The sequence below is a fragment of the Methylophilus sp. VKM B-3414 genome (genome assembly GCF_032248435.1).
Classification (GTDB): Bacteria; Pseudomonadota; Gammaproteobacteria; order Burkholderiales; family Methylophilaceae; genus Methylophilus; species Methylophilus glucosoxydans.
Genome location: NZ_JAVTLI010000010.1, coordinates 105,537 through 128,874 on the forward strand (window position 1 = coordinate 105,537; position 23,338 = coordinate 128,874).

22 protein-coding genes are annotated in these 23,338 nt (G+C 52.5%); 9 read left to right on the forward strand and 13 right to left on the reverse strand.

What is annotated here, in order from left to right; genetic code table 11:
- Nucleotides 1-13 precede the first annotated feature (13 nt).
- The 7 genes from acpP to Q9292_RS10385 form a co-directional block, all read right to left on the reverse strand.
- Entirely contained in the window at nucleotides 14-250 is a 237-nt protein-coding gene (acpP, locus tag Q9292_RS10355) for an acyl carrier protein (protein ID WP_018985321.1), read from the reverse strand.
- Nucleotides 251-336: 86 nt separating this feature from the next.
- Complete coding sequence (gene fabG, locus Q9292_RS10360; RefSeq protein WP_275355353.1) at nucleotides 337-1,077, reverse strand: 3-oxoacyl-ACP reductase FabG; 741 nt, start codon at nucleotides 1,075-1,077, stop codon at nucleotides 337-339.
- A gap of 10 nt (nucleotides 1,078-1,087) precedes the next feature.
- Nucleotides 1,088-2,011, reverse strand: a complete 924-nt coding sequence (gene fabD, locus Q9292_RS10365; RefSeq protein WP_313987671.1) for an ACP S-malonyltransferase — start codon at nucleotides 2,009-2,011, stop codon at nucleotides 1,088-1,090.
- A gap of 83 nt (nucleotides 2,012-2,094) precedes the next feature.
- Nucleotides 2,095-3,036, reverse strand: a complete 942-nt coding sequence (locus tag Q9292_RS10370; protein WP_313987674.1) for a beta-ketoacyl-ACP synthase III — start codon at nucleotides 3,034-3,036, stop codon at nucleotides 2,095-2,097.
- A 48-nt stretch (nucleotides 3,037-3,084) separates the two neighbouring features.
- On the reverse strand, nucleotides 3,085-4,137 hold the full coding sequence (gene plsX / locus Q9292_RS10375) for a phosphate acyltransferase PlsX (RefSeq protein WP_194747684.1): 1,053 nt from the start codon (nucleotides 4,135-4,137) through the stop codon (nucleotides 3,085-3,087).
- 127 nt (nucleotides 4,138-4,264) lie between these two features.
- A complete protein-coding gene (rpmF, locus tag Q9292_RS10380) occupies nucleotides 4,265-4,444 on the reverse strand; it encodes a 50S ribosomal protein L32 (protein WP_018985326.1) in 180 nt (59 codons plus the stop codon).
- Between the two features lie 209 nt (nucleotides 4,445-4,653).
- On the reverse strand, nucleotides 4,654-5,160 hold the full coding sequence (locus Q9292_RS10385) for a YceD family protein (protein WP_313987680.1): 507 nt from the start codon (nucleotides 5,158-5,160) through the stop codon (nucleotides 4,654-4,656).
- Between the two features lie 340 nt (nucleotides 5,161-5,500).
- Between Q9292_RS10385 and Q9292_RS10390 the strand changes: the two genes are divergently transcribed.
- The 5 genes from Q9292_RS10390 (at nucleotide 5,501) to Q9292_RS10410 (ending at nucleotide 11,832) form a co-directional block, all read left to right on the forward strand.
- Nucleotides 5,501-6,919, forward strand: coding sequence for an acetyl-CoA carboxylase biotin carboxylase subunit (locus tag Q9292_RS10390; protein WP_275355359.1), 1,419 nt, complete (start codon nucleotides 5,501-5,503; stop codon nucleotides 6,917-6,919).
- Nucleotides 6,920-6,960: 41 nt separating this feature from the next.
- Complete coding sequence (oadA, locus tag Q9292_RS10395) at nucleotides 6,961-8,808, forward strand: sodium-extruding oxaloacetate decarboxylase subunit alpha (RefSeq protein ID WP_194747687.1); 1,848 nt, start codon at nucleotides 6,961-6,963, stop codon at nucleotides 8,806-8,808.
- 61 nt (nucleotides 8,809-8,869) lie between these two features.
- Entirely contained in the window at nucleotides 8,870-9,466 is a 597-nt protein-coding gene (locus Q9292_RS10400) for a Maf family nucleotide pyrophosphatase (RefSeq protein WP_313987685.1), read from the forward strand.
- A gap of 94 nt (nucleotides 9,467-9,560) precedes the next feature.
- The gene (locus Q9292_RS10405) at nucleotides 9,561-11,000 is read left to right on the forward strand and encodes a DUF4139 domain-containing protein (protein WP_313987688.1); all 1,440 of its coding nucleotides are present in this window, start codon (nucleotides 9,561-9,563) and stop codon (nucleotides 10,998-11,000) included.
- A 118-nt stretch (nucleotides 11,001-11,118) separates the two neighbouring features.
- The gene (locus Q9292_RS10410; RefSeq protein WP_194747690.1) at nucleotides 11,119-11,832 is read left to right on the forward strand and encodes an SAM-dependent methyltransferase; all 714 of its coding nucleotides are present in this window, start codon (nucleotides 11,119-11,121) and stop codon (nucleotides 11,830-11,832) included.
- 4 nt (nucleotides 11,833-11,836) lie between these two features.
- Here the strand turns inward: Q9292_RS10410 and Q9292_RS10415 are convergent, their stop codons facing one another.
- A complete protein-coding gene (locus Q9292_RS10415) occupies nucleotides 11,837-12,280 on the reverse strand; it encodes a helix-turn-helix domain-containing protein (RefSeq protein ID WP_313987691.1) in 444 nt (147 codons plus the stop codon).
- A gap of 146 nt (nucleotides 12,281-12,426) precedes the next feature.
- On the opposite strand from Q9292_RS10415, the gene Q9292_RS10420 reads away from it, so the two are divergent.
- Nucleotides 12,427-12,912, forward strand: a complete 486-nt coding sequence (locus tag Q9292_RS10420) for an ester cyclase (RefSeq protein ID WP_275355368.1) — start codon at nucleotides 12,427-12,429, stop codon at nucleotides 12,910-12,912.
- A gap of 408 nt (nucleotides 12,913-13,320) precedes the next feature.
- Entirely contained in the window at nucleotides 13,321-14,478 is a 1,158-nt protein-coding gene (gene dinB, locus Q9292_RS10425) for a DNA polymerase IV (RefSeq protein ID WP_313987695.1), read from the forward strand.
- A gap of 33 nt (nucleotides 14,479-14,511) precedes the next feature.
- On the opposite strand, the gene mutL is transcribed toward dinB, so the two are convergent.
- Nucleotides 14,512-16,401 (reverse strand): DNA mismatch repair endonuclease MutL, encoded by a 1,890-nt coding sequence (gene mutL, locus Q9292_RS10430; protein WP_313987698.1) that lies wholly within the window; start codon nucleotides 16,399-16,401, stop codon nucleotides 14,512-14,514.
- Nucleotides 16,402-16,435: 34 nt separating this feature from the next.
- On the opposite strand from mutL, the gene Q9292_RS10435 reads away from it, so the two are divergent.
- On the forward strand, nucleotides 16,436-17,959 hold the full coding sequence (locus Q9292_RS10435; protein ID WP_313987701.1) for a helicase-related protein: 1,524 nt from the start codon (nucleotides 16,436-16,438) through the stop codon (nucleotides 17,957-17,959).
- A 94-nt stretch (nucleotides 17,960-18,053) separates the two neighbouring features.
- Here Q9292_RS10435 and Q9292_RS10440 read toward each other — a convergent pair whose 3' ends face one another.
- A complete protein-coding gene (locus tag Q9292_RS10440) occupies nucleotides 18,054-19,379 on the reverse strand; it encodes an N-acetylmuramoyl-L-alanine amidase (protein WP_313987704.1) in 1,326 nt (441 codons plus the stop codon).
- Nucleotides 19,370-19,828 carry a tRNA (adenosine(37)-N6)-threonylcarbamoyltransferase complex ATPase subunit type 1 TsaE gene (tsaE, locus tag Q9292_RS10445; RefSeq protein WP_313987706.1) on the reverse strand — a complete coding sequence of 153 codons (459 nt, stop codon included), beginning with the start codon at nucleotides 19,826-19,828 and terminating at the stop codon, nucleotides 19,370-19,372. Before tsaE ends, Q9292_RS10440 begins: the two co-directional genes overlap by 10 nt.
- On the opposite strand from tsaE, the gene queG reads away from it, so the two are divergent.
- Entirely contained in the window at nucleotides 19,827-20,939 is a 1,113-nt protein-coding gene (queG, locus tag Q9292_RS10450; protein WP_313987709.1) for a tRNA epoxyqueuosine(34) reductase QueG, read from the forward strand. The two genes, tsaE and queG, sit on opposite strands and share 2 nt — an antisense overlap.
- Here the strand turns inward: queG and Q9292_RS10455 are convergent.
- Complete coding sequence (locus tag Q9292_RS10455) at nucleotides 20,931-21,878, reverse strand: ROK family protein (RefSeq protein WP_313987712.1); 948 nt, start codon at nucleotides 21,876-21,878, stop codon at nucleotides 20,931-20,933. The genes queG and Q9292_RS10455 overlap by 9 nt on opposite strands.
- Entirely contained in the window at nucleotides 21,871-23,328 is a 1,458-nt protein-coding gene (malQ, locus tag Q9292_RS10460; protein ID WP_194747708.1) for a 4-alpha-glucanotransferase, read from the reverse strand. The genes Q9292_RS10455 and malQ overlap by 8 nt, the downstream gene beginning before the upstream one ends.
- Nucleotides 23,329-23,338: the final 10 nt, after the last annotated feature.

Genomic DNA, 23,338 nt, shown 5'->3' on the forward strand with positions numbered 1-23,338 from the left:
TGAAGTCAATGAATTACTTGAGGTTTGCGTTGACGTAGTCAATCGCTTGCTGCACTGTAGTGATTTTTTCAGCTTCTTCGTCAGGGATTTCGCAATCGAACTCTTCTTCCAAAGCCATTACTAATTCTACGGTGTCCAGAGAATCTGCACCCAGATCATCTACGAAAGATGATGTGTTTTTTACGTCAGCTTCGTTTGCACCTAATTGTTCACAAACGATTTTCTTTACGCGTTGTTCGATGTCGGACATCTAAAATACCCCTTTGTTGATAAGTGTCGTGTACAGTAAACCAGTATTCTAGCAAAACTTGCCCAGAATACCAAAGAAACTAAATATTAAGCGCAGTACATGCCGCCATTGACATGGATGGTTTCGCCCGTGATATAAGCGGCCGCTGGCGAAGCCAGGAAAGCCACTGTCGCCGCGATTTCATCCACAGCCCCCAAACGCCCAAGCGCAATACGCTCCAGCATTTTGGTCTTGATATCGTCAGGTAGTTCAGCGGTCATATCCGTGGCGATAAAGCCAGGCGCCACACAGTTCACAGTAATACCGCGACTGCCGACTTCTTGCGCCATAGACTTGGTAAAGCCAGTCATCCCAGCCTTGGCCGCTGCGTAGTTGGTCTGTCCGGCATTGCCCATATGACCCACCACGCTGGAAATGTTGATAATACGTCCCTGACGCGCTTTCATCATCGGACGCAATACCGCCTGACTCATGCGGAATACGGACTTCAGGTTGGTCGTCAAGACCGCATCCCAGTCTTCGTCTTTCATGCGCATGAGCAAGGTATCTTTGGTGATGCCGGCATTATTCACCAGGATGCTGACATCCCCATACTGCTCGGCAATCTGCTTTAATACCGCCTCAATTTGTTCAGGCTGTGTCACATCCAGCGCCATCCCGACGCCGTTGACCCCAGCTGCTTTCAAATGGGCGGTGATTGCTTCTGCGCCACTGGCAGAGGTCGCCGTACCAATCACGGTGGCTCCCTGCTTGCCCAGGGCTTGTGCAATCGCTGCACCTATGCCGCGGCTGGCGCCCGTCACTAATGCGATTTGTTGGTCAGACATGGTCTCTCCCTTATTGCGTAATCAATGTTTGCATGGCTTCGTCATTGACGAGCGCAACACAGCTCACCTCGGCCACAATGCGCTTGGCTAAACCAGCCAGCACCTTGCCGGGGCCACATTCAGCGGTGCTCAGCACCTCTTGTGCAGCCAGCTGTTGCACGGTCTCCACCCAGCGGACCGGGCTATAGAGCTGGCGAACCAGCGCGTCTTTAATCTGCGCGGCATCCGAGTAGGCTGCGACATCGGCGTTATGCAAGACAGGCACGATCGGCGCCTGTACATTCACGCCATTGAGATATTCGCGCAGCTTTTCAGCCGCTGTCTGCATGAGGTCGCAGTGCGAAGGCACGCTGACAGGCAATGCGAGCGCACGCTTGGCCCCTTTCGCCTTGGCTAACTCCATGCCACGTTCAACCGCCGCTTTGTCACCGGCAATGACAACCTGGCCTGGTGAGTTGAAGTTAACGGGCTGCAAGACTTGACCTTGTGCCGCCTCGGTACAAACAGCACGCACGGTATCATCATCCAGCCCCAAAATCGCTGCCATCGCCCCCTGGCCTTCCGGCACGGCTTGCTGCATTACCTGGGCGCGAAACTTTACCAGTGGCAAGGCATCCGCAAATGAAATGGCATTGGCTGCAACCAGTGCAGTGTACTCACCAAGACTATGACCCGCCATCGCGGTTGGCAACTGGCCACCCAGCGCCTGATAAACACGCCAGGTAGCAATACCGGCGGTCAGCATGATGGGTTGCGTGTGTTCCGTCAGATTAATTTCTTCATTTGGCTCGGTGGCCATTTTCCAGAAATCTACCCCCAACACAGCAGAGGCTTCGTCAAAGGTTTGTTTAACGATGGCATGGGCTGCAAGTCCTTGCATCATGCCCACAGACTGTGAACCTTGACCAGGAAAGAAAAAAGCAAATTTAGACATATTGATTCAGTTATTTATTCAATTAAAACGGTCATGCAAGCACGGCATGCTTCATTGTTGAACTTTGGTACTGTTAGCACTGGTTAGTACTTTACCAGGACTGAGCCCCAGGTAAATCCACCACCAAAGGCCTCCATGAGCAAGGTATGTCCACGCTGGATGCGCCCGTCACGTACAGCTACATCCAGTGCGAGTGGAATTGAGGCTGCAGAGGTATTGCCATGGCGATCCACCGTCACGACGACTTTATCCATCGGCATTTCCAGTTTTTTGGCCGTTGCCTGCAAAATACGGATATTAGCCTGATGCGGCACCAGCCAGTCAATATCTGACTTTTGCATCTGGTTAGCTTCCAGCGTCTCATCGACGATCTGATCCAGTGTATTGACCGCCATTTTGAACACCGGATTTCCTTCCATCACCACCGTGTCAGGCCCATCAGGATTGCGCGGCACATGTAAATAGGTTTCGTAGTTACCATCGGCGTGGATGTGGGTAGAAAGAATACCGGGTTGCTGACTGGCTTGCAGGATCACCGCACCGGCACCGTCGCCCCATAAAATGCAGTTGCTGCGGTCGCTGTAATCAGTAATACGGGTGAATGTATCCGCCCCAATCACCAGGACATTGCGGGACTGGCCAGACTTGATGAACTGGTTGGCGGTGGTCAGCGCATAGACAAAGCCACTGCATACCGCCTGTACATCAAAAGCGGGACAGCCGCTGATGCCCAATTTTCGTTGCACCATGGTCGCCACACTTGGAAAAATCTTGTCAGGCGTGGTTGTTGCCACAATAATCAGGTCAATCTGTTCAGCCGCGATGCCGGCCGCGTCAATCGCCTGACGCGCCGCGTGGGTCGCCAGATCGCTGGTACGCTCATCCGTGACGCGGTGGCGTTGTTTGATGCCAGTTCGGGCGTAAATCCACTCATCGGTGGTATCCACCATTTTTTCCAGATCGGCATTGGTCAAAATATGGGGTGGCAGGTAGCTTCCAGTACCTGCAATGCGAGCGTAAATCATTCGTGCGATTATGCCTTAATTGGTTTGAAACACCTAACAAAAAGGGGTTCAGGGTTGCTCGGAGGTCGTCAGATGCTCAATCTCCAACTGCGACTGAATACGCTTGAGGACACCACTCTGCGCCTCTTCCATCGCGACATGAATCGCATGGTAAAAACCGACGCTGTCTGCGCCACCATGACTCTTGACCACAATGCCACGCAAGCCCAAAAAGCTTGCCCCATTATAAAGTCTTGGATCTACCCGCTTTTTAAAGGCCTTTAGCACCGGGAAAGCGCCCAGCGCCATCAATTTGGTCAACCAGTTACGTTTAAATTCCTGGGTGAGGAATTTACCCATCATATGCGCAAGGCCTTCGGTAGTTTTTAACGATACGTTGCCAACGAAACCGTCACAAACGACCACGTCTGTCGTGCCCTTGAAGATATCGTCGCCTTCTACATTGCCGTAAAAATTCAAATGACTGCCGCGTAACAACTCCGCCGCCTGCTTGACTACCTCATTGCCCTTGATATCTTCAGAACCGATATTGAGCAAACCCACGGTTGGATTCGGCTTATTGGTCAGGCAGCTCACCACCATCGCGCCCATAATGGCAAACTGGTACAAATGCTCAGGCGTACAGTCGGCATTCGCCCCCAGATCCAGCATAAATGTACTGCCTTTTTCAGAGGGTAAAGTCGAGGCAATGGCTGGCCGGTCAATCCCGGGCAAGGTTTTGAGGACAAAACGTGCGGTCGCCATCAACGCACCGGTGTTACCGGCACTCACGCAAGCCTGCGCTTCTCCCGTTTTCACCATATTAATAGCCACCCGCATAGAAGAATCTTTTTTGTTCTTCATCGCACTTTGTGGCGACTCATCCATCAACACCACTTCACTGGCATGGCGGATACGCAATCGCGGTCCCGGCTGGACATTCAAGACCTTAAGCTCGGATTCAATTGCCTCTTGCAGGCCGACCAGGATAATGTTTAATTCAGGATTTTCGTTCAGAATTCGAACTGCCGCGGGCACAGTCACATGCGGACCGTGATCTCCTCCCATGGCATCAATGGCAATCACTACTTCATGTGAATGCACGTGTTGACCAGTTGTCATGTGATTTTCCAAGTTTGTTAACTTTGCGCGTTTAAGCGCAGCCATCACAGCGGCTTACGTCAGATACGCAAACGCCGCGCATTTTACTGCGCGGCGCGTTTTAAAGCGGTTCGCTTTAATGTGGCGATTATTCGCCTTTTGCAGGCATCACTTTGCGGCCACGGTAAAAACCGTTAGGGCTCACGTGATGACGCAAATGCACTTCACCTGTGGTTGGCTCAATTGCCAAAGGTGGGTTAGTCAAAAAGTCGTGGGAACGGTGCATACCACGCTTGGAAGGTGTCTTTTTGTTTTGCTGAACGGCCATTTAAGTTACTCCAATATCAAACCGCCACACCTCATGTATCGAAGCTCAATGACAGTTTATAAAACAAACTCGGTTATTAATAAATTAAAAATGCTACCTAATCCAGCATTATAAAATAACTCAGGGATAACTGCAAATAAATCATGCAAATATCGCTTTTCATTGGTTTATTTGCCATGATTCGCGGCATGAACACCCAGCTTACGGGGTTATTTGTCCAGCTTCAACTGCTTGAGCACAGCAAATGGATTCGGCTTTTCACCCGCAGACTGCTGTAATTGTGTACACGCCTCTTCATGCATGACAGAGATAGGCAGCGCCATCAACAACTCATCCTCGACCAACACTTCCAGTGACGACTCATCCGTAGATTCCAGCCAATCCACCGTTTCATCTTCTAGCAATGCTTCCGGCGGCTCATCACAAAGCGCAAATTCAAAGGTCATCTCTAGCGACTCTGGCATGGGCTCAAAGCAGCGCTGGCACATCAGCGGCAAAGTCGTCTGCAAACTTAGCGCCAGCATAGGCAGCGACACCTCACCAAAATAGCGGGATGGCAAGCCTTGCAACCGATAATGCACCTGCATGCCGTCGAGCGCGGCCGCATCCGTCACTCCTAGCGCTTGCAACGCCTCATGTAACCTGGGCATAGCGCTCAGCGCTAACACCCCCTCAACGGTTTTTTGCTGCTTTGCCAGCTCCTGAAAATGCGCCATGATCTTTACCAAACAATTCAATCAACTATTAAGCCGGCACTATAACAAACTCAATGATCATTGACGACTAAAACACGGACAAGGCCAGCACTAAAATGACAGGCCTCTGTTTAAGCGCAAGGTTTGTTGTTATAATGACACCGCATCACGCGGCGCTCTGTTCAAGGGCGCACCCATGGTGCCGGTTTGCCTGATCGGCCATTTGTTGCTGTAGCAAAGACGACTCCAAACCACAACCAAATCAACTTGAACCGTTTTATATTCAGTCTCCTGGAGATTGAAAAACTCGGTTGAGTTACTAAAAGACTCTAGTCCTTTTTTCTTGCTTTAAGGGTAATGTGTGTTTAAGAAAATTTTAGTCGCGAATCGCGGTGAAATTGCGGTGCGCATCGTACGTGCCTGCTCTGAAATGGGCATTAAATCGGTAGCTATTTACTCCGATGCTGACCGCCATGCGTTGCATGTTAAAAAGGCAGACGAAGCCTATAACATTGGCTCAGACCCTGTCGCAGGCTACCTGAACGCACACAATATAGTCAACATTGCTGTGGCTGCAGGCTGTGACGCCTTGCATCCTGGTTATGGCTTCCTGTCAGAGAATCCAGAACTTGCTGAAGTCTGCGCACGTCGCGGCATCAAGTTCATTGGTCCTGATGCCGACGTCATCCGTCAAATGGGTGACAAGATCCAGGCACGTAATGCCATGATTAACGCAGGCATTCCTTGCGTGCCAGGCAGTGAAGGCAATCTGGAATCGGTAGAGGCCGCGGTGACTTTGGCCAATAAAATTGGCTATCCCGTGATGCTCAAGGCGACGAATGGTGGCGGTGGCCGCGGAATTCGTCGTTGCGACAACGAGAAAGAGCTACTCAGTAACTATGACCGTGTCATTTCAGAAGCCAGCAAAGCCTTTGGCAAGCCAGAAGTTTTTCTCGAAAAGTGCGTGGTGCATCCGCGCCATATCGAAGTGCAAGTGCTGGCCGACTCACATGGCAATGTCATTCATTTGTTTGAACGCGATTGTTCCATCCAGCGTCGTAACCAGAAACTGATCGAGATCGCCCCCTCTCCACAACTGACTCAAGCCCAACGTGAATATATCGGTGGTCTGGGTGTGAAAGCGGCTAAGGCCGTCGGCTATGAGAACGCAGGCACGGTTGAGTTCTTGCTGGATTCAGACAATAACTTTTACTTCATGGAAATGAACACGCGCTTACAGGTAGAGCATACTGTGACCGAGACCATTACTGGCGTGGACATTGTTCAACAGCAGATTCGTGTTGCGGCCGGCTTACCGCTGCAATACAAGCAAAGTGAAATTGCTTTCCGTGGCTTTGCCATGGAGTACCGGATTAACGCAGAAGACCCGAAAAAGGACTTTTTGCCCAGCTTTGGTAAAATCACCCGCTACTATGCGCCCGGCGGTCCGGGTGTACGTATGGATGCGGCGATTTACAGCGGATACGTCATTCCGCCTTATTACGACTCCATGTGTGCCAAACTGACGGTTTGGGCTCTGGATTGGGAAAGCGTGATTGAGCGCGGTCGCCGTGCCTTGAATGACATGATTGTCTATGGCGTCAAAACGACCATTCCATACTACCAGCAGATCATGCAGCATCCGGACTTCCGCGCCGCTGATTTCAACACCAGTTTTGTGGAGCAACACCCCGAGCTGACTGAGTACGACGTAGGATTACCCAAAGAGTTGATGGCAGCCGCCATTGCGGCTGCGATTGCCGCCCACGAAGGTATTTGATTAACCCGCATTGCAAGATATTTATTTAGATCGACAAGACTATGAGCAAAATACATGTCACCGAACTCGTTTTAAGAGATGGTCACCAATCCCTGATTGCAACGCGCATGCGCACCGAAGACATGCTGCCGATCTGCAGCAAGCTGGATGAGATTGGGTTCTGGTCTCTCGAAGCCTGGGGCGGTGCAACCTTTGACGCTTGCGTCCGCTTTTTGAAGGAAGATCCATGGGAACGCCTGCGCAGCTTGCGTAAAGCCTTGCCCAATACGCCTATCAATATGTTGTTGCGTGGCCAGAACTTGCTGGGCTACCGTCATTACTCTGATGACGTCGTGCATGCCTTTGTCAAACAGGCAGCCGATGCCGGTGTCGATGTGTTCCGTATTTTTGATGCAATGAACGACATCCGCAACCTGAAAACCGCGATTGAAGCCGTTAAATCGGTCAAGAAACATGCCATCGGCACCCTGTCCTTTACGACCAGCCCGGTGCATGATGTGGCCTACTTTGTGAGCATGGCCAAAGAGCTTGAGGCGCTGGGCTGTGACAGCATTGGCGTCAAGGACATGGCTGGCCTGCTGACACCGACCATGGCCGCCGAACTGGTCAAGGGTCTGAAGGCTGCGGTCAGCGTGCCCGTACACATGCACAGCCACGCCACCTCCGGTCTGGCCAGTATGGTCTTGCTCAAGAGCGTGGAAAGCGGCGTGGATATTATTGATACCTGCAACTCTTCATTCTCCGAAGGTGCCAGCCATCCGACCACAGAAAGCCTGGTGGCCGCATTGAAAGGCACGGAATACGACACAGGCCTCGATTTAGGCAAATTGCAGGAAATCACCGCCTACTTTAAAGAAGTGCGCAAGAAATACTGGCAATTTGAAAGCGAGTTTACCGGCGTGGATACACGCGTCTTGGTCAACCAGGTACCAGGAGGCATGATTTCCAACCTGTCCAACCAGCTGAAGGAACAAGGTGCGCTTAACCGTATGGACGAGGTGCTGGCCGAGATTCCACGTGTGCGTCAAGATCTTGGTTATCCTCCGTTGGTGACGCCCACCTCGCAAATCGTCGGGACACAAGCTGTACTGAACGTATTGACCGGTGGCCGCTACAAGTCCATTACCAACGAAGTCAAAAATTACTTGTTAGGCCAATATGGCAAAGCCCCTGCGGCAGTGAATGCTGAGGTGCGTAAACAAGCGGTCGGCGATGCTGAAGTCATTACCTGCCGTCCAGCAGACTTGCTGCAACCAGAAATGGTCAAGCTGCAGTCCGAGGCCGAGCGCTTTGCCAATAACGAGCAAGATGTATTGACCTATGCCATGTTCCCGGACATTGGTAAAACCTTCTTGCAAGAACGCAATGCAGGCTCATTAAATCCCGAGCCATTGTTGAGCAAAGACGCGGTCACCCAGCAAACAGCGGCCGCCCGTTATGCGCCGAATGAGTTCAACATTACCCTGCACGGTGAAACCTACCACATCAAACTGACCGGCAGCGGTCACGCGGGTGAAGAGCGCAGACCTTACTATGTCAAGGTAGACGGCATTTCTGAAGAAGTGTTTGTTGAGACCTTGAGCGAAATGGAAGTCAGCGGTGGCGGCAGTAACGGCAGCAAGAAAAAAGCCGCTGCAGTCGCCGCGAGTGGGCGTCCACGCCCTCACCATCCAGGCTGCGTCACCACTGCAATGCCAGGCACGATAGTGACGGTAAAAGTGAATGTGGGTGACAAAGTCAATGCCGGTGATGGCGTGTTGGTGATCGAAGCCATGAAAATGGAAAACGAGATCCAGGCCAGCAAATCGGGCACCGTGGTCGCCATTCACGTGGCCAAGGGCGACAGTGTCACGCCAGATGAAACACTGATTGAAATTCAACCTGAATAATTACAATCAACAAAAATCCCTGAAGCAATTCAGGGATTTTTGCTTTTGAGCTGCCTGATCCATGAAACAATCACTGATTCTTGCCTCCTCTTCACGTTACCGTCGTGAAGTACTGCAAAAGCTGCATTTACCGTTTACCTGCTTGTCACCAGAGATTGATGAAACCCCGTGGCCAAATGAAAGCCCCGAACAGACTGCTTTGCGCTTGGCAGAGGCCAAAGCCCGCAAAGTGGCAGAAACCCAGCCTGATGCGCTGATTATTGGCTGCGACCAGGTCGCGACCGTGGATGGTATGCAGATAGGTAAACCTGGTAATCATGCCAATGCTGTCACGCAACTCACCATGCTCAGCGGCAAAGAGGTGGTTTTTCATAGTGCCTTGTGCCTGTATGACAGCCAACGGCAGCACCTTCAAGCCACCATCGTGCCCTATTTCGTTAAATTCAAATCCTTAAGTGCCAGCCAGATCGAGACCTACCTGCACCTTGAACAACCTTATGATTGTGCAGGCAGTGCCAAATCTGAAGGCATGGGCATCGCGCTGCTGGACTATATGCGGGGCGATGACCCGAATGCGCTGATAGGACTGCCCTTGATTGCCTTGGTCGAGATGCTGCGACAAGCGGGTGTAGACGTATTATCGGCTTCAACTCGATAGCATAAAACAAAGTCGTGTGTTAACTTTTGAACGGCCAATGCGTTTAGGCAGTCTCATGCTTAAAACGCAAATAACCTATAACGAAAGGATACACATGCGACTCAGCACCCTGCTATTTTTCTCCATGGGGACGGCTGCATTGACGTACGCAGCCGCTGCACAAGCGGAAACCACCCTCACCAGCCCACAATCTGACCAGACCAGTGTGGCGGTGACGATTTATAATGAAGACCTTGCGTTGGTCAAAGACAGTCGCAAGTTAAAGTTAAGCAACGGCCTGTCTGCCGTTTCTTTCCGTGATGTCAGTGCGCAGATCAAGCCTGAAACTGCCTTATTGCGTAGCTTGCTCCCTAACACCAGCTTGCAGGTGCTGGAGCAGAACTTCGACTTTGACTTGCTCACCCCGCACAAACTGCTGGAAAAATATGTCGGCCAACAAGTCACCGTGATTCGTACCAACCCGACCACAGGTGCCGAAACTGAAGAAACAGCCACCGTACTCTCTGCCCAGGATGGCCCGGTGCTCAAAATAGGTAACCGTATCGAAACCGTGATCCCGGGCCGTATCGCCTATCCTAACGTCCCCGGCATGCTCAAAGACCGTCCAACCCTGACGACGCAGTTGCAATATAAAGGCGGTGAACAGTCCACTCTGGAGCTCAGTTACCTCACAGGCGGCTTGCAGTGGAAAACCGACTATGTCGCTGAGCTCAGCAGCAAAGAGGATGCGATAGATCTGTCTGGCTGGGTCACGCTCACCAATACCAGCGGCACCAGCTATCCCAACGGAAAAGTGCAACTGGTGGCAGGGGATGTCAACCGTGTGCGTGAAGTGATCCACCCCAAAACCATGATGATGCGCGCGGATGCCATGGTCGCCGAAGCCGCCATGCCCACCGAGCAAGCATTACTCGAATATCATTTATACACCCTGCCACGCCCCACGACCATTGCAGAAAACCAAACCAAACAAGTGGCCTTGCTTTCTGCGCAACATATCCCGGCGCATAAAGAACTGGTGCTGAATGGCTCGGAGTATTATTTCCAGGGTCAGTATCCTGATATCGACAAAAAACTCAAAGTGCAGGTCTTTGTAGAATTTGATAACAAAGAAAGTAGTCAGTTGGGCATTCCTCTGCCTAAAGGCACCATGCGCGTTTACAAAAAAGATCACGACGGCACGGCACAGTTTGTGGGCGAAGACCAGATCGACCATACGCCAAAGAACGACACGGTGCGCCTCAAACTTGGCAATGCCTTTGATGTGACGGCTGACCGTGTGCAAACCGATTTTAAAAACCTGAGCAAGCAAAACCAGCCACCCGTGTATGAAAGCGCTTATACCATCACTTTGCACAACGCGAAAAAAGAAGCGGTCACCGTCACCGTGCAAGAGCCGATTGCAGGTAGCTGGAAAATACTAAGCGAATCACAGCCACACCAGAAAACCAGTGCCCACCAGGCCAGCTGGAAAATCAATGTGCCTGCCGATGGCGATACCACGCTGAAATATCGTGTGCAGGTGAAATATTAGCCTGCCACACTCCCGCTCAACATGCTTCAAGGGCGTCAACAAAAGCATTCTTGCAAAAGAATGCTTTTTTGCTGTCTGGCCGTGGGATAATCACGCTGTTTAACTCATTAAGATTGCCATGACTGCTGGAACCCTCTACTTTATTCCCGTCCCCCTCACGGAAGACACCACGCCCCAACAAGTCGTACCGCCTGAAGTCATACAACGTATGCACAGCTTGCGTCACTTTATCGTCGAGAACGAAAAAACGGCCCGTCACTTTCTAGGCGCCAGCGGGCACCCAGTGCCTATGCGTGAAATCACGCTCACGGTGCTGACTAAAGATACACCGAATAAAGACCTGCAAAAGTTACTGCAACCTGTGCAACAGGGCATGGATGTTGGCTTGATGAGTGAAGCCGGTTGTCCGGGTATCGCCGATCCAGGGGCCGCGCTCGCCGCCGTTGCTCATCACAAAGGCATACGCGTCTCCCCGCTCATCGGCCCCAGCAGCTTGCTGCTGGCACTGATGGCCAGCGGCTTGAACGGCCAGAGATTTACGTTTTTAGGCTATCTTCCCAGCGATAAAAATGAACGTATCAGAACCATCAAAGGCATTGAGTTTGACTCAAAAAAACAGCAAGCTACCCAGCTGTTTATTGAAACACCCTACCGCAATCAGCATGTATTAGAAGACCTGATTGCTAACCTGCAAGCACAAACAAAATTATGTGTGGCCTGCAATGTGTCAGGCAAAGAAGAATTGATTGTGACAAAAACAGTGGCTGACTGGAAGAAAGCACCCCTGCCAGATTTGCATAAAAAACCGACCGTTTTTTTGCTGCTAGCCTAAGGGATCAAAAACGTACCACCCGCACACCAGAGGCAGCCTCGATATTAGAGGCTGCCTGCTGCGCCTGATCATAATCACGTTGCGCTTGCAACACCTCATCCATATGCGTCTCAGACCAGTCCCGCAATGCGGCTAGCAGGCCCACCAGCGTGTTCCCCAGCGGGGTCATCTTGTACTCCACTCTTGGCGGCACCTCAGGATACACCGTACGCGCAATCAGCCCGTCCCGCTCCAACCCACGCAATGTTTGCGTCAGCATCTTCTGTGAAATTCCGCCAATCTCACGCTGCAAGGTACTAAACCGCTTGGTTTCACTCTCCAGCAACCCCAATACCAGCACCGTCCACTTATCCGCTATCCGGTTCAACATCAAACGTGTCGGGCACGCTGCCTGATACGCATTCCAGCTACTGACAATCTGCAACGGTTGTTCTATCTGTTCCAGCATGGCTTTCCCTCGGTATCTAAGACGTTCAAGTGAGTAACAAGTGCATAAGTTACTTTAAGGTGCCTACTTACTAAAAGTAACCATTGAAATTATGATGCGCAACACCTACAACACGCAAGCATTTTCAACTCACTTAAGGAAGCCATATGCATCTATTCAAATCGCTGCTTACCACCTTGCTATTCACCACCCTGTTAACCAAAGGAACCCTCACCATGGCACAAGACCAAACGCAACAAAACAAACAACTGCTGGCAGACTTTGCCACTGCCGTCTTTGTGAAAAAAGACCTGAGCCAACTGCCCAACTTCATGCAGCCAGGCTATATTCAACACAACCCGCTCGTGCCACAAAGCCTGACTGGCTTCGAGCAATTCTTTAGTGCCTGGTTTAAAGCTGTACCAGACTGGCACTATCAACTGGAAAAGCTGGTCGCCGAAGGGGATACCGTTTGGGCGTATGGCGTGTATTCAGGGACACAAAAAGGCGACTGGTTAGGCATCCCGGCTACAGGCAAGCACTACAGTATTTACGCCGTGGATATTTTCAGGATCGAGAACGGTAAACTGGCCGAGCACTGGGATGTGCTGGATGCTTATGGCTTGTTCAAACAACTAGGCGTTATTCAGTAACTTTCACCGATTAAAAAGGCCTATCCAAGATAGGCCTTTTTTGCGCCTACAGCAATATCCGCTACCGCACTGCTTAAAGCGATTTAAACTATATGATCCAACCGCGGTATTAATCAATCAGTACATCGCTGTTGAAAAAACGCATGCAACACAATCATTACCGGGAAACGGAACGAATATGCCGCCCAAGCGGGCTATTTTTTACGGCGGTTTTCATAGCGGATAAAGCGATGGTGATTGTAGAAGGCGTTTAAAAAAGCACTCTTGGACAAGAATTGTTTTTAAGTACTCTCGTGGGATAATCCGGCTTTGCAATCTCCTCTATCTCTTTGGCTGCCATCCTTGATACTTCATTTTATGCGTAAATCTCTGATTGTTAATCTGCTGATCAATTAGTGAGTGCCGGACATGTCAGACCAAGAGCACAGACGCATCGCACATATTGATATGGATGCTTTTTTTGCATCTTGCGAATTGTCACGCTACCCGGAGTTGAAAGGCTTGCCCATGGTGGTGGCCGGTGGCTCCTCACATGTGCCGAGGATCAGAGAAGATGGTACACGCGAATTCTCGCGCTTGCGTGATTACGCAGGGCGCGGCGTGTTGACCACAGCCACCTACGAAGCGCGGGCGCTAGGCTTGAACTCGGCCATGCCCACCATGCAGGCAGCCAAACTCGCGCCCGATGCGGTCTTGCTACCGGTCAACTTCGAACTCTATCGCCATTACTCGCAGTTGTTCAAAGCAGCGATTCGCAGCATCAGCCCGCAGGTGGAGAATATTGGGATCGATGAAGTCTACGCCGATGTTTCGGCGCTGCCAGGAGACGCCACCGAGATTGCACAACAGCTGAAATCGGCCGTATTTGCAGCCACCGGCCTGACCTGTTCTGTCGGGATCGCCCCCAATAAACTATTGGCAAAGTTATGCTCTGAAATGCAAAAGCCAGATGGCATCACGGTCATCACGATGTCAGATGTCCCCAGCCGCATCTGGCCGATGGCGGCAAAAAAGATCAATGGCATTGGTCCCAAAGCCAGTGCAAAACTCGAATCGTTGCAGATTAAGACCATAGGCCAAATCGCAGCTATGAGCGAAGCCTGGCTTGTTCAACATTTTGGCAATCGCTATGGCCGGTGGTTATACCGTGTTTCCCGCGGGCAGGACGACAGACCGGTCGTGACAGAAAGCGTCCCGGTCTCCATGAGCAGGGAGACCACTTTCGAACGCAACTTGCATCCGGTGAGAGACAAACCAGCGCTGAGCGAGGCATTTACCCGCTTATGTGAACGTGTCGCCAACGATCTGCAGAAGAAAGGCTATACCTGCTGCAAGGTCGGGATCAAGCTGCGTTTTGAGGACTTTAAAACGGTTACGCGTGACCTCACCTTGTCCACGGCGATCAGCGATGCGAAATCGTTACGGCTTTTTGCTGGAAAATGCCTGAAAAGGATAGATTTAGATAAGAAAATACGATTGTTAGGCGTTAAAGTCAGCGGTCTGCTGCGTGCTGATCGTATAAACCAAACGGATTCAGCGCAATTTACCCTAGACTTTAACGAGTAAGACGCACACGCTTTTAAAATCGGGGCTAGACGGCTACTGCCCCCGCATAAACATCTTGTCCAAATCGGCCAAACTCACCTGAAACCAAGTAGGTCTGCCATGATTGCACTGCCCGCTTCTTTCAGTCGCTTCCATATCACGCAACAAGGCGTTCATTTCAGTAATGGTCAGTTGCCGGTTAGCGCGAACGGCAGCGTGGCAGGCCATGGTACCCAGTACTTCGTTTTGGCGTTCTAGCAGCACGCGGCTGGCGCCATATTCGTGTAAGTCGCGTAATACAGCACGGGCCAACGCGACGGCATCGGCATCTTGCAGCATGGTGGGGATGGCACGAATGGCAATCGTGGTGGGTGACAAGGTAGCCAACTCAAAGCCCAGTTGCTGTAATGTGTCGCTGCCTTGCAAGGATTGCAGCGTGGCAACTTCAACTTTTTCGGCATAAAAACTGATGGGAATCAGCAACGGCTGAGTTGCAATGGCCTGCTCGCTCAGGGCATTTTTCAGGCGCTCGTACATGATGCGCTCATGCGCGGCGTGCATATCGACCACCACCATGCCTTGGGCGTTTTGGGCAAGGATATAAATCCCATGTAACTGCCCCAGCGCAAACCCCAACGGGTATTGTTGCGGCAGATCTGGCGTGGGTTGTATCGGCTGATCCAAGGCCGCCACCGTAGCAAACACCTCTAAAGAATTACTTTCAAGGATGGTCGCTTGATCCATCGCGGCCGGTTTTAAGTCGCCGTAGAGTTGACCATAAAACTGCTGCGCCATGTCACCCCCGTTGCTGATATTGGGGGGGTAGCTGCCGCCAAAGGCCGGGCGATTGTGCAGTGGCATTTCCACTTGTTCGCGTGGCATGCTAAACACAGAGGCATCCGTGCCTGGACGGAAAGGGTTAAACGGCGCTTGCACAGGCTGACTGGCTTGTATCTCGGCAGATGTTTTGCCCAGGGCCTTGTGCAGGCTATGAAAAATAAAACGATGTACCGCTTGCGATTCGCGGAAGCGAACTTCGGTTTTGGCGGGATGCACGTTGACATCGACCAGGGAGGGATCCAGCTCAAGAAACAGCACAAAGGCCGGATGTTTATCGCCGTGCAACACATCCTGATAGGCTTGCTTAATGGCGTGCGCAATCAGCTTGTCGCGCACAAACCGGCCATTCACAAACACATATTGGCTATCGCGGCTGTGGCGCTGGTAAGTGGGCGAAGCGGTCATCCCCCACAGGCGCAAGCCACCGCTATCCTCTTCTATCCAGAGACTTTGTGCAGCAAATTCGCTCCCTAACACATCTGTGATGCGTTGCTGCGGGGTATTGGCCGCCAAGCGGCTAATGGCTTTGCCATTGTGTTGCAACAAAAACCCGATATTCGGACGCGACAGGGCGACGCGGGTAAAGGCATCTTCACAATGGCCAAACTCGGTATTTTCGGTTTTGAGAAACTTGCGCCGCGCCGGGGTATTAAAATACAAATCATGCACCTCAACAATTGTGCCAGCATCCAGCGCGGCCGGGCTCAGCTGTGGCGCTTGCGTGCCTTCTGCGGCGATTTGCCAGGCATGACTGGCGCTTTGCTGACGACTGGTGAGCACAGTACGCGAGATAGAGGCGATACTGGCCAATGCCTCGCCCCTGAAGCCCAGGCTGCCAACTTGTTCGAGATCTTCAAGACTCTCAATCTTGCTGGTGGCATGCCGTGTCAGCGCCAGGGCCAATTCATCCTTGGCAATCCCGTGACCATTGTCAGTGACTTTCAGCAGCTTGATACCGCCTTGTTGCAAGGCCACCTGAATCTGCGTGCTTCCAGCATCCACACTGTTTTCAAGCAGCTCTTTCAGGGCGGAGGCTGGGCGCTCAACCACCTCACCGGCGGCAATTTGAGAAATCAGTTGATCGGGGAGAAGTTTAATTTGCATCTTGGCATTTTAAACCGTTTGGTAGAATGACTGTATGTTCTCACAAGAATTTCAGGCGTATTTATCTCGCTTTACCCTCGCCCGCCAGCTGGATCGCCAACATCATTTTTATGTCGGGCCCACCAACTCCGGCAAAACCTATCAGGCACTCGAAACCCTGCGCCAGGCTGAGTCTGGTGTTTATCTCGCACCATTACGTCTACTGGCAATGGAGGTCCGCGACCGGCTGATGCAGGCGGGCGTCCCTTGCAATCTGGTGACTGGCGAAGAACGTGTCATGGTGCCCGGTGCCAGACACACCGCCTCCACCATCGAAATGCTGCGACCAGACCACGCCGTAGACGTCGCAGTGATTGATGAAATCCAGATGCTGATGGACCCGGACCGTGGCAGTGCATGGACGGCGGCGCTGGTCGGGGTCCCGGCAAAACAAGTATTTATCTGCGGGGCGAACAGTGTCACCAGCAGCTGTACCCGCGTGCTAGATGCGCTCAACGAGCCCTACACTCTCACTCATTTACAGCGCATGACACCGTTGCTGATCGAAGAACATAGTATTTGCGGTGCACGCTACCACGCCGCCAAACTACGCAAAGCCCTGCAAACCGGTGATGCCATCATCGCCTTTAGCCGCAAAGATGTGCTGACACTGGCTGCGCGTATCCGCCAATGGGGGCTGTCTGTCGCCACCATCTATGGCGCCCTCTCGCCTGAAGTCCGCCGCGTCGAGTCTGCGCGTTTTGCCAGCGGCGAGGCGCACATTCTGGTCGCCACAGATGCCATCGGCATGGGGCTCAACCTGCCGATCCGCCGCGTGATTTTTGCCAATATCCATAAATTTGACGGCATCGCCTCGCGGCCGCTCAATGCCACCGAAATGCGCCAGATTGCCGGTCGGGCCGGACGCCATGGCTTATATGACACGGGATATGTCACCGTCCTGGAAGACGACGAGCAATGGCATTTACAGGCTATGTTAGACGCCGATGACACGGTGCCACCATTTGCCTTGCCGATTGCGGTTGGTGGCGGGGATATTGAAGCGCTGAGTGTACGCATCCCTACCTGGCGACTGGCCGAATGCATGGAGTACCTGCACAAGCAATATGCCAGGTCACCCGGCCAGTATGCCTTGCAGTGGCAAGTGACAAGCCTGCAACACCAGCAAGCCATGCTGATCGACCAAACCGCACCGCAACTCTCCATGCGGGACAAATACCGCTTGATGTGCGCCCCGCTCGCGATCCAGGTGCCGATTGCACGAGACTATTTTTTGCAATGCGTACAAGCCGTCGCTACGCAACAAGCCAGGTCATTGCCGCAAATGCCAGAATGGCTGAATGGCCAACAGGCGCAATATCTGGAGCAGGCTGAACTCATATGCCAGCATTTGAGCTTGTATAGCTGGTTATCGTATCAATATCCACGCATCTTTGTGGATAGCGCATTGATTGATGACGCCAGGAAAAAGCTCAATGGTTTTATTGGTCGGGTGTTGAGAGTTCAGGCGGGCTATGGCAAGACGCAGCGAGAGGCGGAATTAGGGCAATACTTTTAATAGCACTTCTACCAAGAACGCTTACGGCGTCCTTTTCGCCTGTAGGAAAAATAAGCCCAATCATCGAATAACTTTTGAACCAAATAAATAACACTTATTTTTTAGCGAAGGAAGGATTGGTCGCAATATAAGACTTCACGCCAGACAAAATCGCATTGACCAACTTATCCTGATAAGCATCATCATTCAACCTGGCTTCTTCTTCAGGATTGCTGATAAACGCCGTCTCGACCAGAATCGAAGGGATATCCGGTGATTTAAGCACCGCAAACGCCGCTTGTTCAACATACTTGGAATGGAGCGTATTGATTTTAGCGATGCGTCCCAGCACGGCTTTACCCATGCGGATACTGTCGTGAATAGTGGCCGTTTGCGACAAATCGAGTAAGGTTCTTGCCAGGTCCATATCGCGGGTATCAATCGCCACACCACCAATCAAGTCTACCGCGTTTTCCTTTTTCGCCAGGTAGCGGGCGCCAGCACTGGTGGCGCCACGCTCAGACAGGGCAAACACAGAAGACCCTTTGGCGGTGCTGTTCACAAACGAGTCGGCATGGATGGAAATAAACAAGTCGGCCTTGGCCGCCCGTGCTTTTTTGACACGGTCCCCCAGTGGCACGAAATAATCGCCATCGCGGATCAGGATCGCTTGCATGTTTTCTTCGGCATCGATCTGTTGCTTGAGCTTGCGCGCAATGGCCAGAGTAATGTTCTTTTCGTGGCTGCCATTGGAACCGCGTGCACCAGGATCTTCACCGCCGTGACCGGCATCGACGGCAATGGTAATGAGTTTTTGGCCAGGTTTTGCCTGTTTGAGTGGTTTTTCAACTGGCTTGTCGGCCACTTTATCCGCCGGTTTTTCGGCAGATTTTTCCACCGTTGGATTGGCATTGTCTGGTGTGGGCTCGGCTGCTTTTTCAGCGGGTTTGTCGTCTTGACGTGGCACTTCTTGCAATTGCCGGGAAGGTGTCAGCACCGGGCTCGCCATGGCTGACTCGACAGGACCACTCGCAGGGCCTATGCTGATGGCCAAGCGTTGTTGCGAGCTGCCCGCATTCATATCGGTGACCTGCGGTTTGATATCAGATTTGATGTCAAAAACGATACGCGCCGTTTTCTCGGTAAACGGCGCTATGCGGATTTTAGACAGGTAAGGATGTTGGGCATCCAACTGCAGCGCGAGCGCTTTCAGGGTTGGACTGATGGCAACACCGTCCATATCAATCACCACGCGGAATGGATTATCCAGCGTGAAGACACGGTATTTGACTTGCTGGTCGAGCAAAAGCTCGACATGTGCCTGACCGCCTTGCTGCTGCAAATTGGCCAGGATGACTTCAGCGGCATGTGCGGCCTGACTCAGGATGAAGAACAGGACTGGCAATAGCCAGCCCAGGCAATGCTTACGCTTTACTGGCATAGTGTTTCCAAGGCCAGCACCTGCTGACTTGTGATGTGCAGCACGCGGCCGTGCGGCAGGATATCAAAGCGAATCTCGATGTCTGCGACAGGCAATAGCTCGGCTGCACGCTCAGGCCACTCGACTAGGCAAACACTGGCAGGGTTGAAATAATCGCGGAAGCCTGCAGCTTCCCATTCCTCTGCATCCTGAAAGCGGTAAAGATCAAAGTGATAGCACGTGGCGAATGGCAGCATGTAGGGTTCCACCAGCGTATAGGTGGGGCTTTTCACTTTGCCGACATGCCCCAAGGCATGCAGCATGCCGCGCACCAGCGTGGTTTTTCCGGCCCCCAGATCACCGTGCAGGTAAATGACCTGCCCAGGCTGCAATTGCTTTGCCAGCACGCTTGCGGCATGCACGGTCGCTGCTTCGTCTTTTAAAATCTGTGTAGAATACGTTTCTGTCATGTCACATCAATCACATCCCGTCCCGCTTCAACTGCCTGATGTTCATGTCGCTGCGCAAATGGCAGCGACCATCAAGGGCTGGGCGCGAGAACTGGGGTTTGGCAATATCGGCATTACCGATACCGACTTGTCTGCCGCGGAGCCTGAATTTTTAAAGTGGCTGGACAAACAATACCACGGCGACATGGATTATATGGCAAAACATGGGACCAAGCGAACCCGTCCGGCAGAATTGGTGCCTGGCACCTTGCGCGTGATCTCGGTCAACCTCAATTATTTGCCCGCAGATGCAGCCGACGGCTGGCAGGTGCTGGAGAGCCCTGAGCAGGCTTATGTCGCCCGCTATGCCATGGGGCGCGATTACCATAAAGTGATGCGGCAAAAATTGCAGCAATTGTGTACCCGCATCACCGAGACCTTTGGCAGTTTTGAATACCGTGTATTTGCGGACAGTGCGCCGGTGATGGAGGTAGCACTGGCGACCAAAGCGGGTGTGGGCTGGCGCGGCAAACATACGCTGCTACTCAATCGCCAGCAGGGATCATGGTTTTTTCTGGGGGAAATTTATACCAACCTGCCGCTACCAGTGGACCCGCCCATCTCAGCACATTGTGGCAGTTGCACTGCGTGTATTGATGTCTGCCCGACAGCTGCCATCGTTGCACCTTACGAACTAGACGCCCGCCGCTGTATCTCTTACCTCACCATAGAACATCAAGGCAGCATTCCCGAGGAGTTAAGGCCACTGATGGGTAACCGGGTGTATGGCTGTGACGATTGCCAGCTAACCTGCCCGTGGAACAAATTTGCCGTCAGGACCTCAGAGCCCGACTTTGCGGTACGGCATGGGCTCGACAGCTTGAGCCTGGTGACCTGTTTTGGCTGGACCGAAGCTGAATTTCAGCAAAAAATGGCGGGGAGCGCGATCTACCGCATAGGCTACACGCAGTGGTTACGCAATATTGCCGTCGGCTTGGGTAATGCGCCGACGTCGATGGCGGTGATTGCAGCACTGAAGTCACGGGCACAAGACGAAAATGCCTTGGTGCGGGAGCATGTGGCCTGGGCACTGGCGCAACACCAGGCGCACGCGCATGAAGGGTTATGCTGAGCGGGTGGTGGACTCGGCCAGCAAGGCGGCACCCAACATGCCCGCAATATCGCCAGAACGAGATAGATGAACCACGATCTTGCCTCTGAGTACCGGGATCAAGTCAGCTTCTAGCCGTTGATAAAACGCCTCAGACATCAGCGACCATGCGGCAACCACGCCACCGCCAATCAAAACGGTGCCAACATCAACCACCTTGAGTACACTCGCCAGCATTTGCGCCAGTTTGCGACCAGCATCCGCGTAGACTGCGCGCGCATGTTCATCGCCCTGCTCCGCAGCCAGCGCAATCTCCAAAGCACTCCTTGTCTGGCCAGTCAACTCGGCATAGCCTTTGCTGATGCCGGTGGCAGAAGCATATTGCTCGACGCAACCTCGGTTACCACAGCCACACAAGCGGCCTTGATGCTCGACAATAATATGCCCAGCCTCGAGCGCATAACCATGCTGCCCGGCCCAAACATGACCATTCACGACCAAGCCGGCACCCACTCCGGTGCCCAAGCCCAGATACAGCAAGCCACCAGCAGGCTGACCAAGCAGGCTAAATTCCCCAAAGGCTGCAGCATTGGCATCGTTCTCGACCCGGATATTGAAACCAAGCCGGGCACCCAGATCGTGGCCCAGATTCACGTTCAACAAGCCCGGTAAATTGGGCGATTGCGCCAGGATGCCCGTGTGCGGATCAATAAAGCCGGGAAAACCAATGCCTATACTCTGAATCGTCGGATATTTTTCAAGCAATGGCTGGATGGCTTCTGCCGTAACCGCAATAATCTTTTGCCAGGCCTGTGCTGGCGAGTGCTGCTTGCAAATGGCAGAATAGTTTGCCTCAAAACGCGTTTCTTCAATCAGGCGCAGATCAGAAAACACACCTAAACGCAGATTGGTCCCGCCCACATCCAGACCCAAACGATAAACCGGAGTCACATCACGCATGGAAGCGGCCACTTTCTTCAACACTGTGTCTAAAAGACAATAATTTCTCTTCACTCAGTTGCGACCATTGCATGCGCCAGCACCAGTTACCTTCTATGGTGCCTGGCGTGTTCATGCGCGCCTGGCTGTCCAGCGCGAGAATGTCTTGCATGGGGATAATTGCCAGCTTGGCCTGGCTCTCCAGGGTCAGTTTAATCAGGGCTGCGGGCATTTGCGGAGGATGTTGATTCAGGTAATCATGTAAATGATTACGCACATGCTCTGGCGCGGTGAGGTACCAGCCCAAGGTGGTATCGTTATCATGCGTGCCGGTATAAGCGACGCTGTTTTGTTCTATGTTTTCTGGCAAGTAAGGATTATCCTCACCGCCACCAAACGCAAACTGTAAAATTTTCATGCCAGGCAAGTCGAATCCATGGCGCAAGGCATCCACTTCTGCGGTGATAATGCCCAAGTCCTCAGCCACCAGACTCAGCTCCGGGAAGGTCTCGGTGATGGCGTTTAACAGCGCTTCACCTGGCGCCTCTTGCCAAGTCCCGTTAATGGCAGTGGGCTCTTCTGCGGGGATTTCCCAAGCGGCCTGCAAGCCCCTGAAGTGATCAATCCGTAGCACATCAAACAGCTGTGCCTGCGTATCGATACGCCCCAGCCACCATGAAAAGCCATCTTTTTGCATGGCCAGCCAGTCGTAATGCGGATTCCCCCAGCGTTGTCCGGTTTCAGAGAAATAGTCTGGCGGCACACCCGCTACGACGGTCATGTTGAGGGTGTCATCCAGCTTGAACCATGCGGGATGCGCCCAGACATCGGCACTGTCGTAAGCGACAAAAATCGGGATATCTCCAAACAAGCGAATGCCACGCTGGTTGGCGTAACGTTTGAGCTGCGCCCATTGCTGAAAAAACACGTACTGCGTAAATTTAATCAGCGTCAACGGCTCCTGGTGCGTGACCCGATAAGCTTGCAAGGCTTGTGGATCATGCTTGCGGTAAGCTTGTGGCCACTGCTGCCAGCTTTGATTATGGTGCTGCTCACGCAAGCAGCCAAACAAGGCAAAATCTTCCAGCCAGTATTGCTGCGTCTGACAGAATCTCGCAAACCCGGACCACGACAGGCCATGGCCTTCGCCATGTGTGGGGGCGCTGCCTGACTGCACGCGCGCCATGACTTTGGCCATCAATGCAGGCAAACTCAGCGTCAGCTCATTGGGCAGACACCAGCCATCAAGCTGCAATTGCTGCGCGCTGATCATGCCGCTATGTCCTGCATGCGCGGAGACACTTTGATAGGGCGACTGGTCTCCATGTGGCTGGTTGACCGGCAAGGTCTGCCACACCGATACGCCCATTTTGACCAGGGTGTCTACAAAACGATAGGCCTCTGGGCCGAGATTGCCCTCAGGCAATGAAGTGATGTGCATCAGCACACCCGCTTGTCTATGTTGCGTCATGGATTGGCAT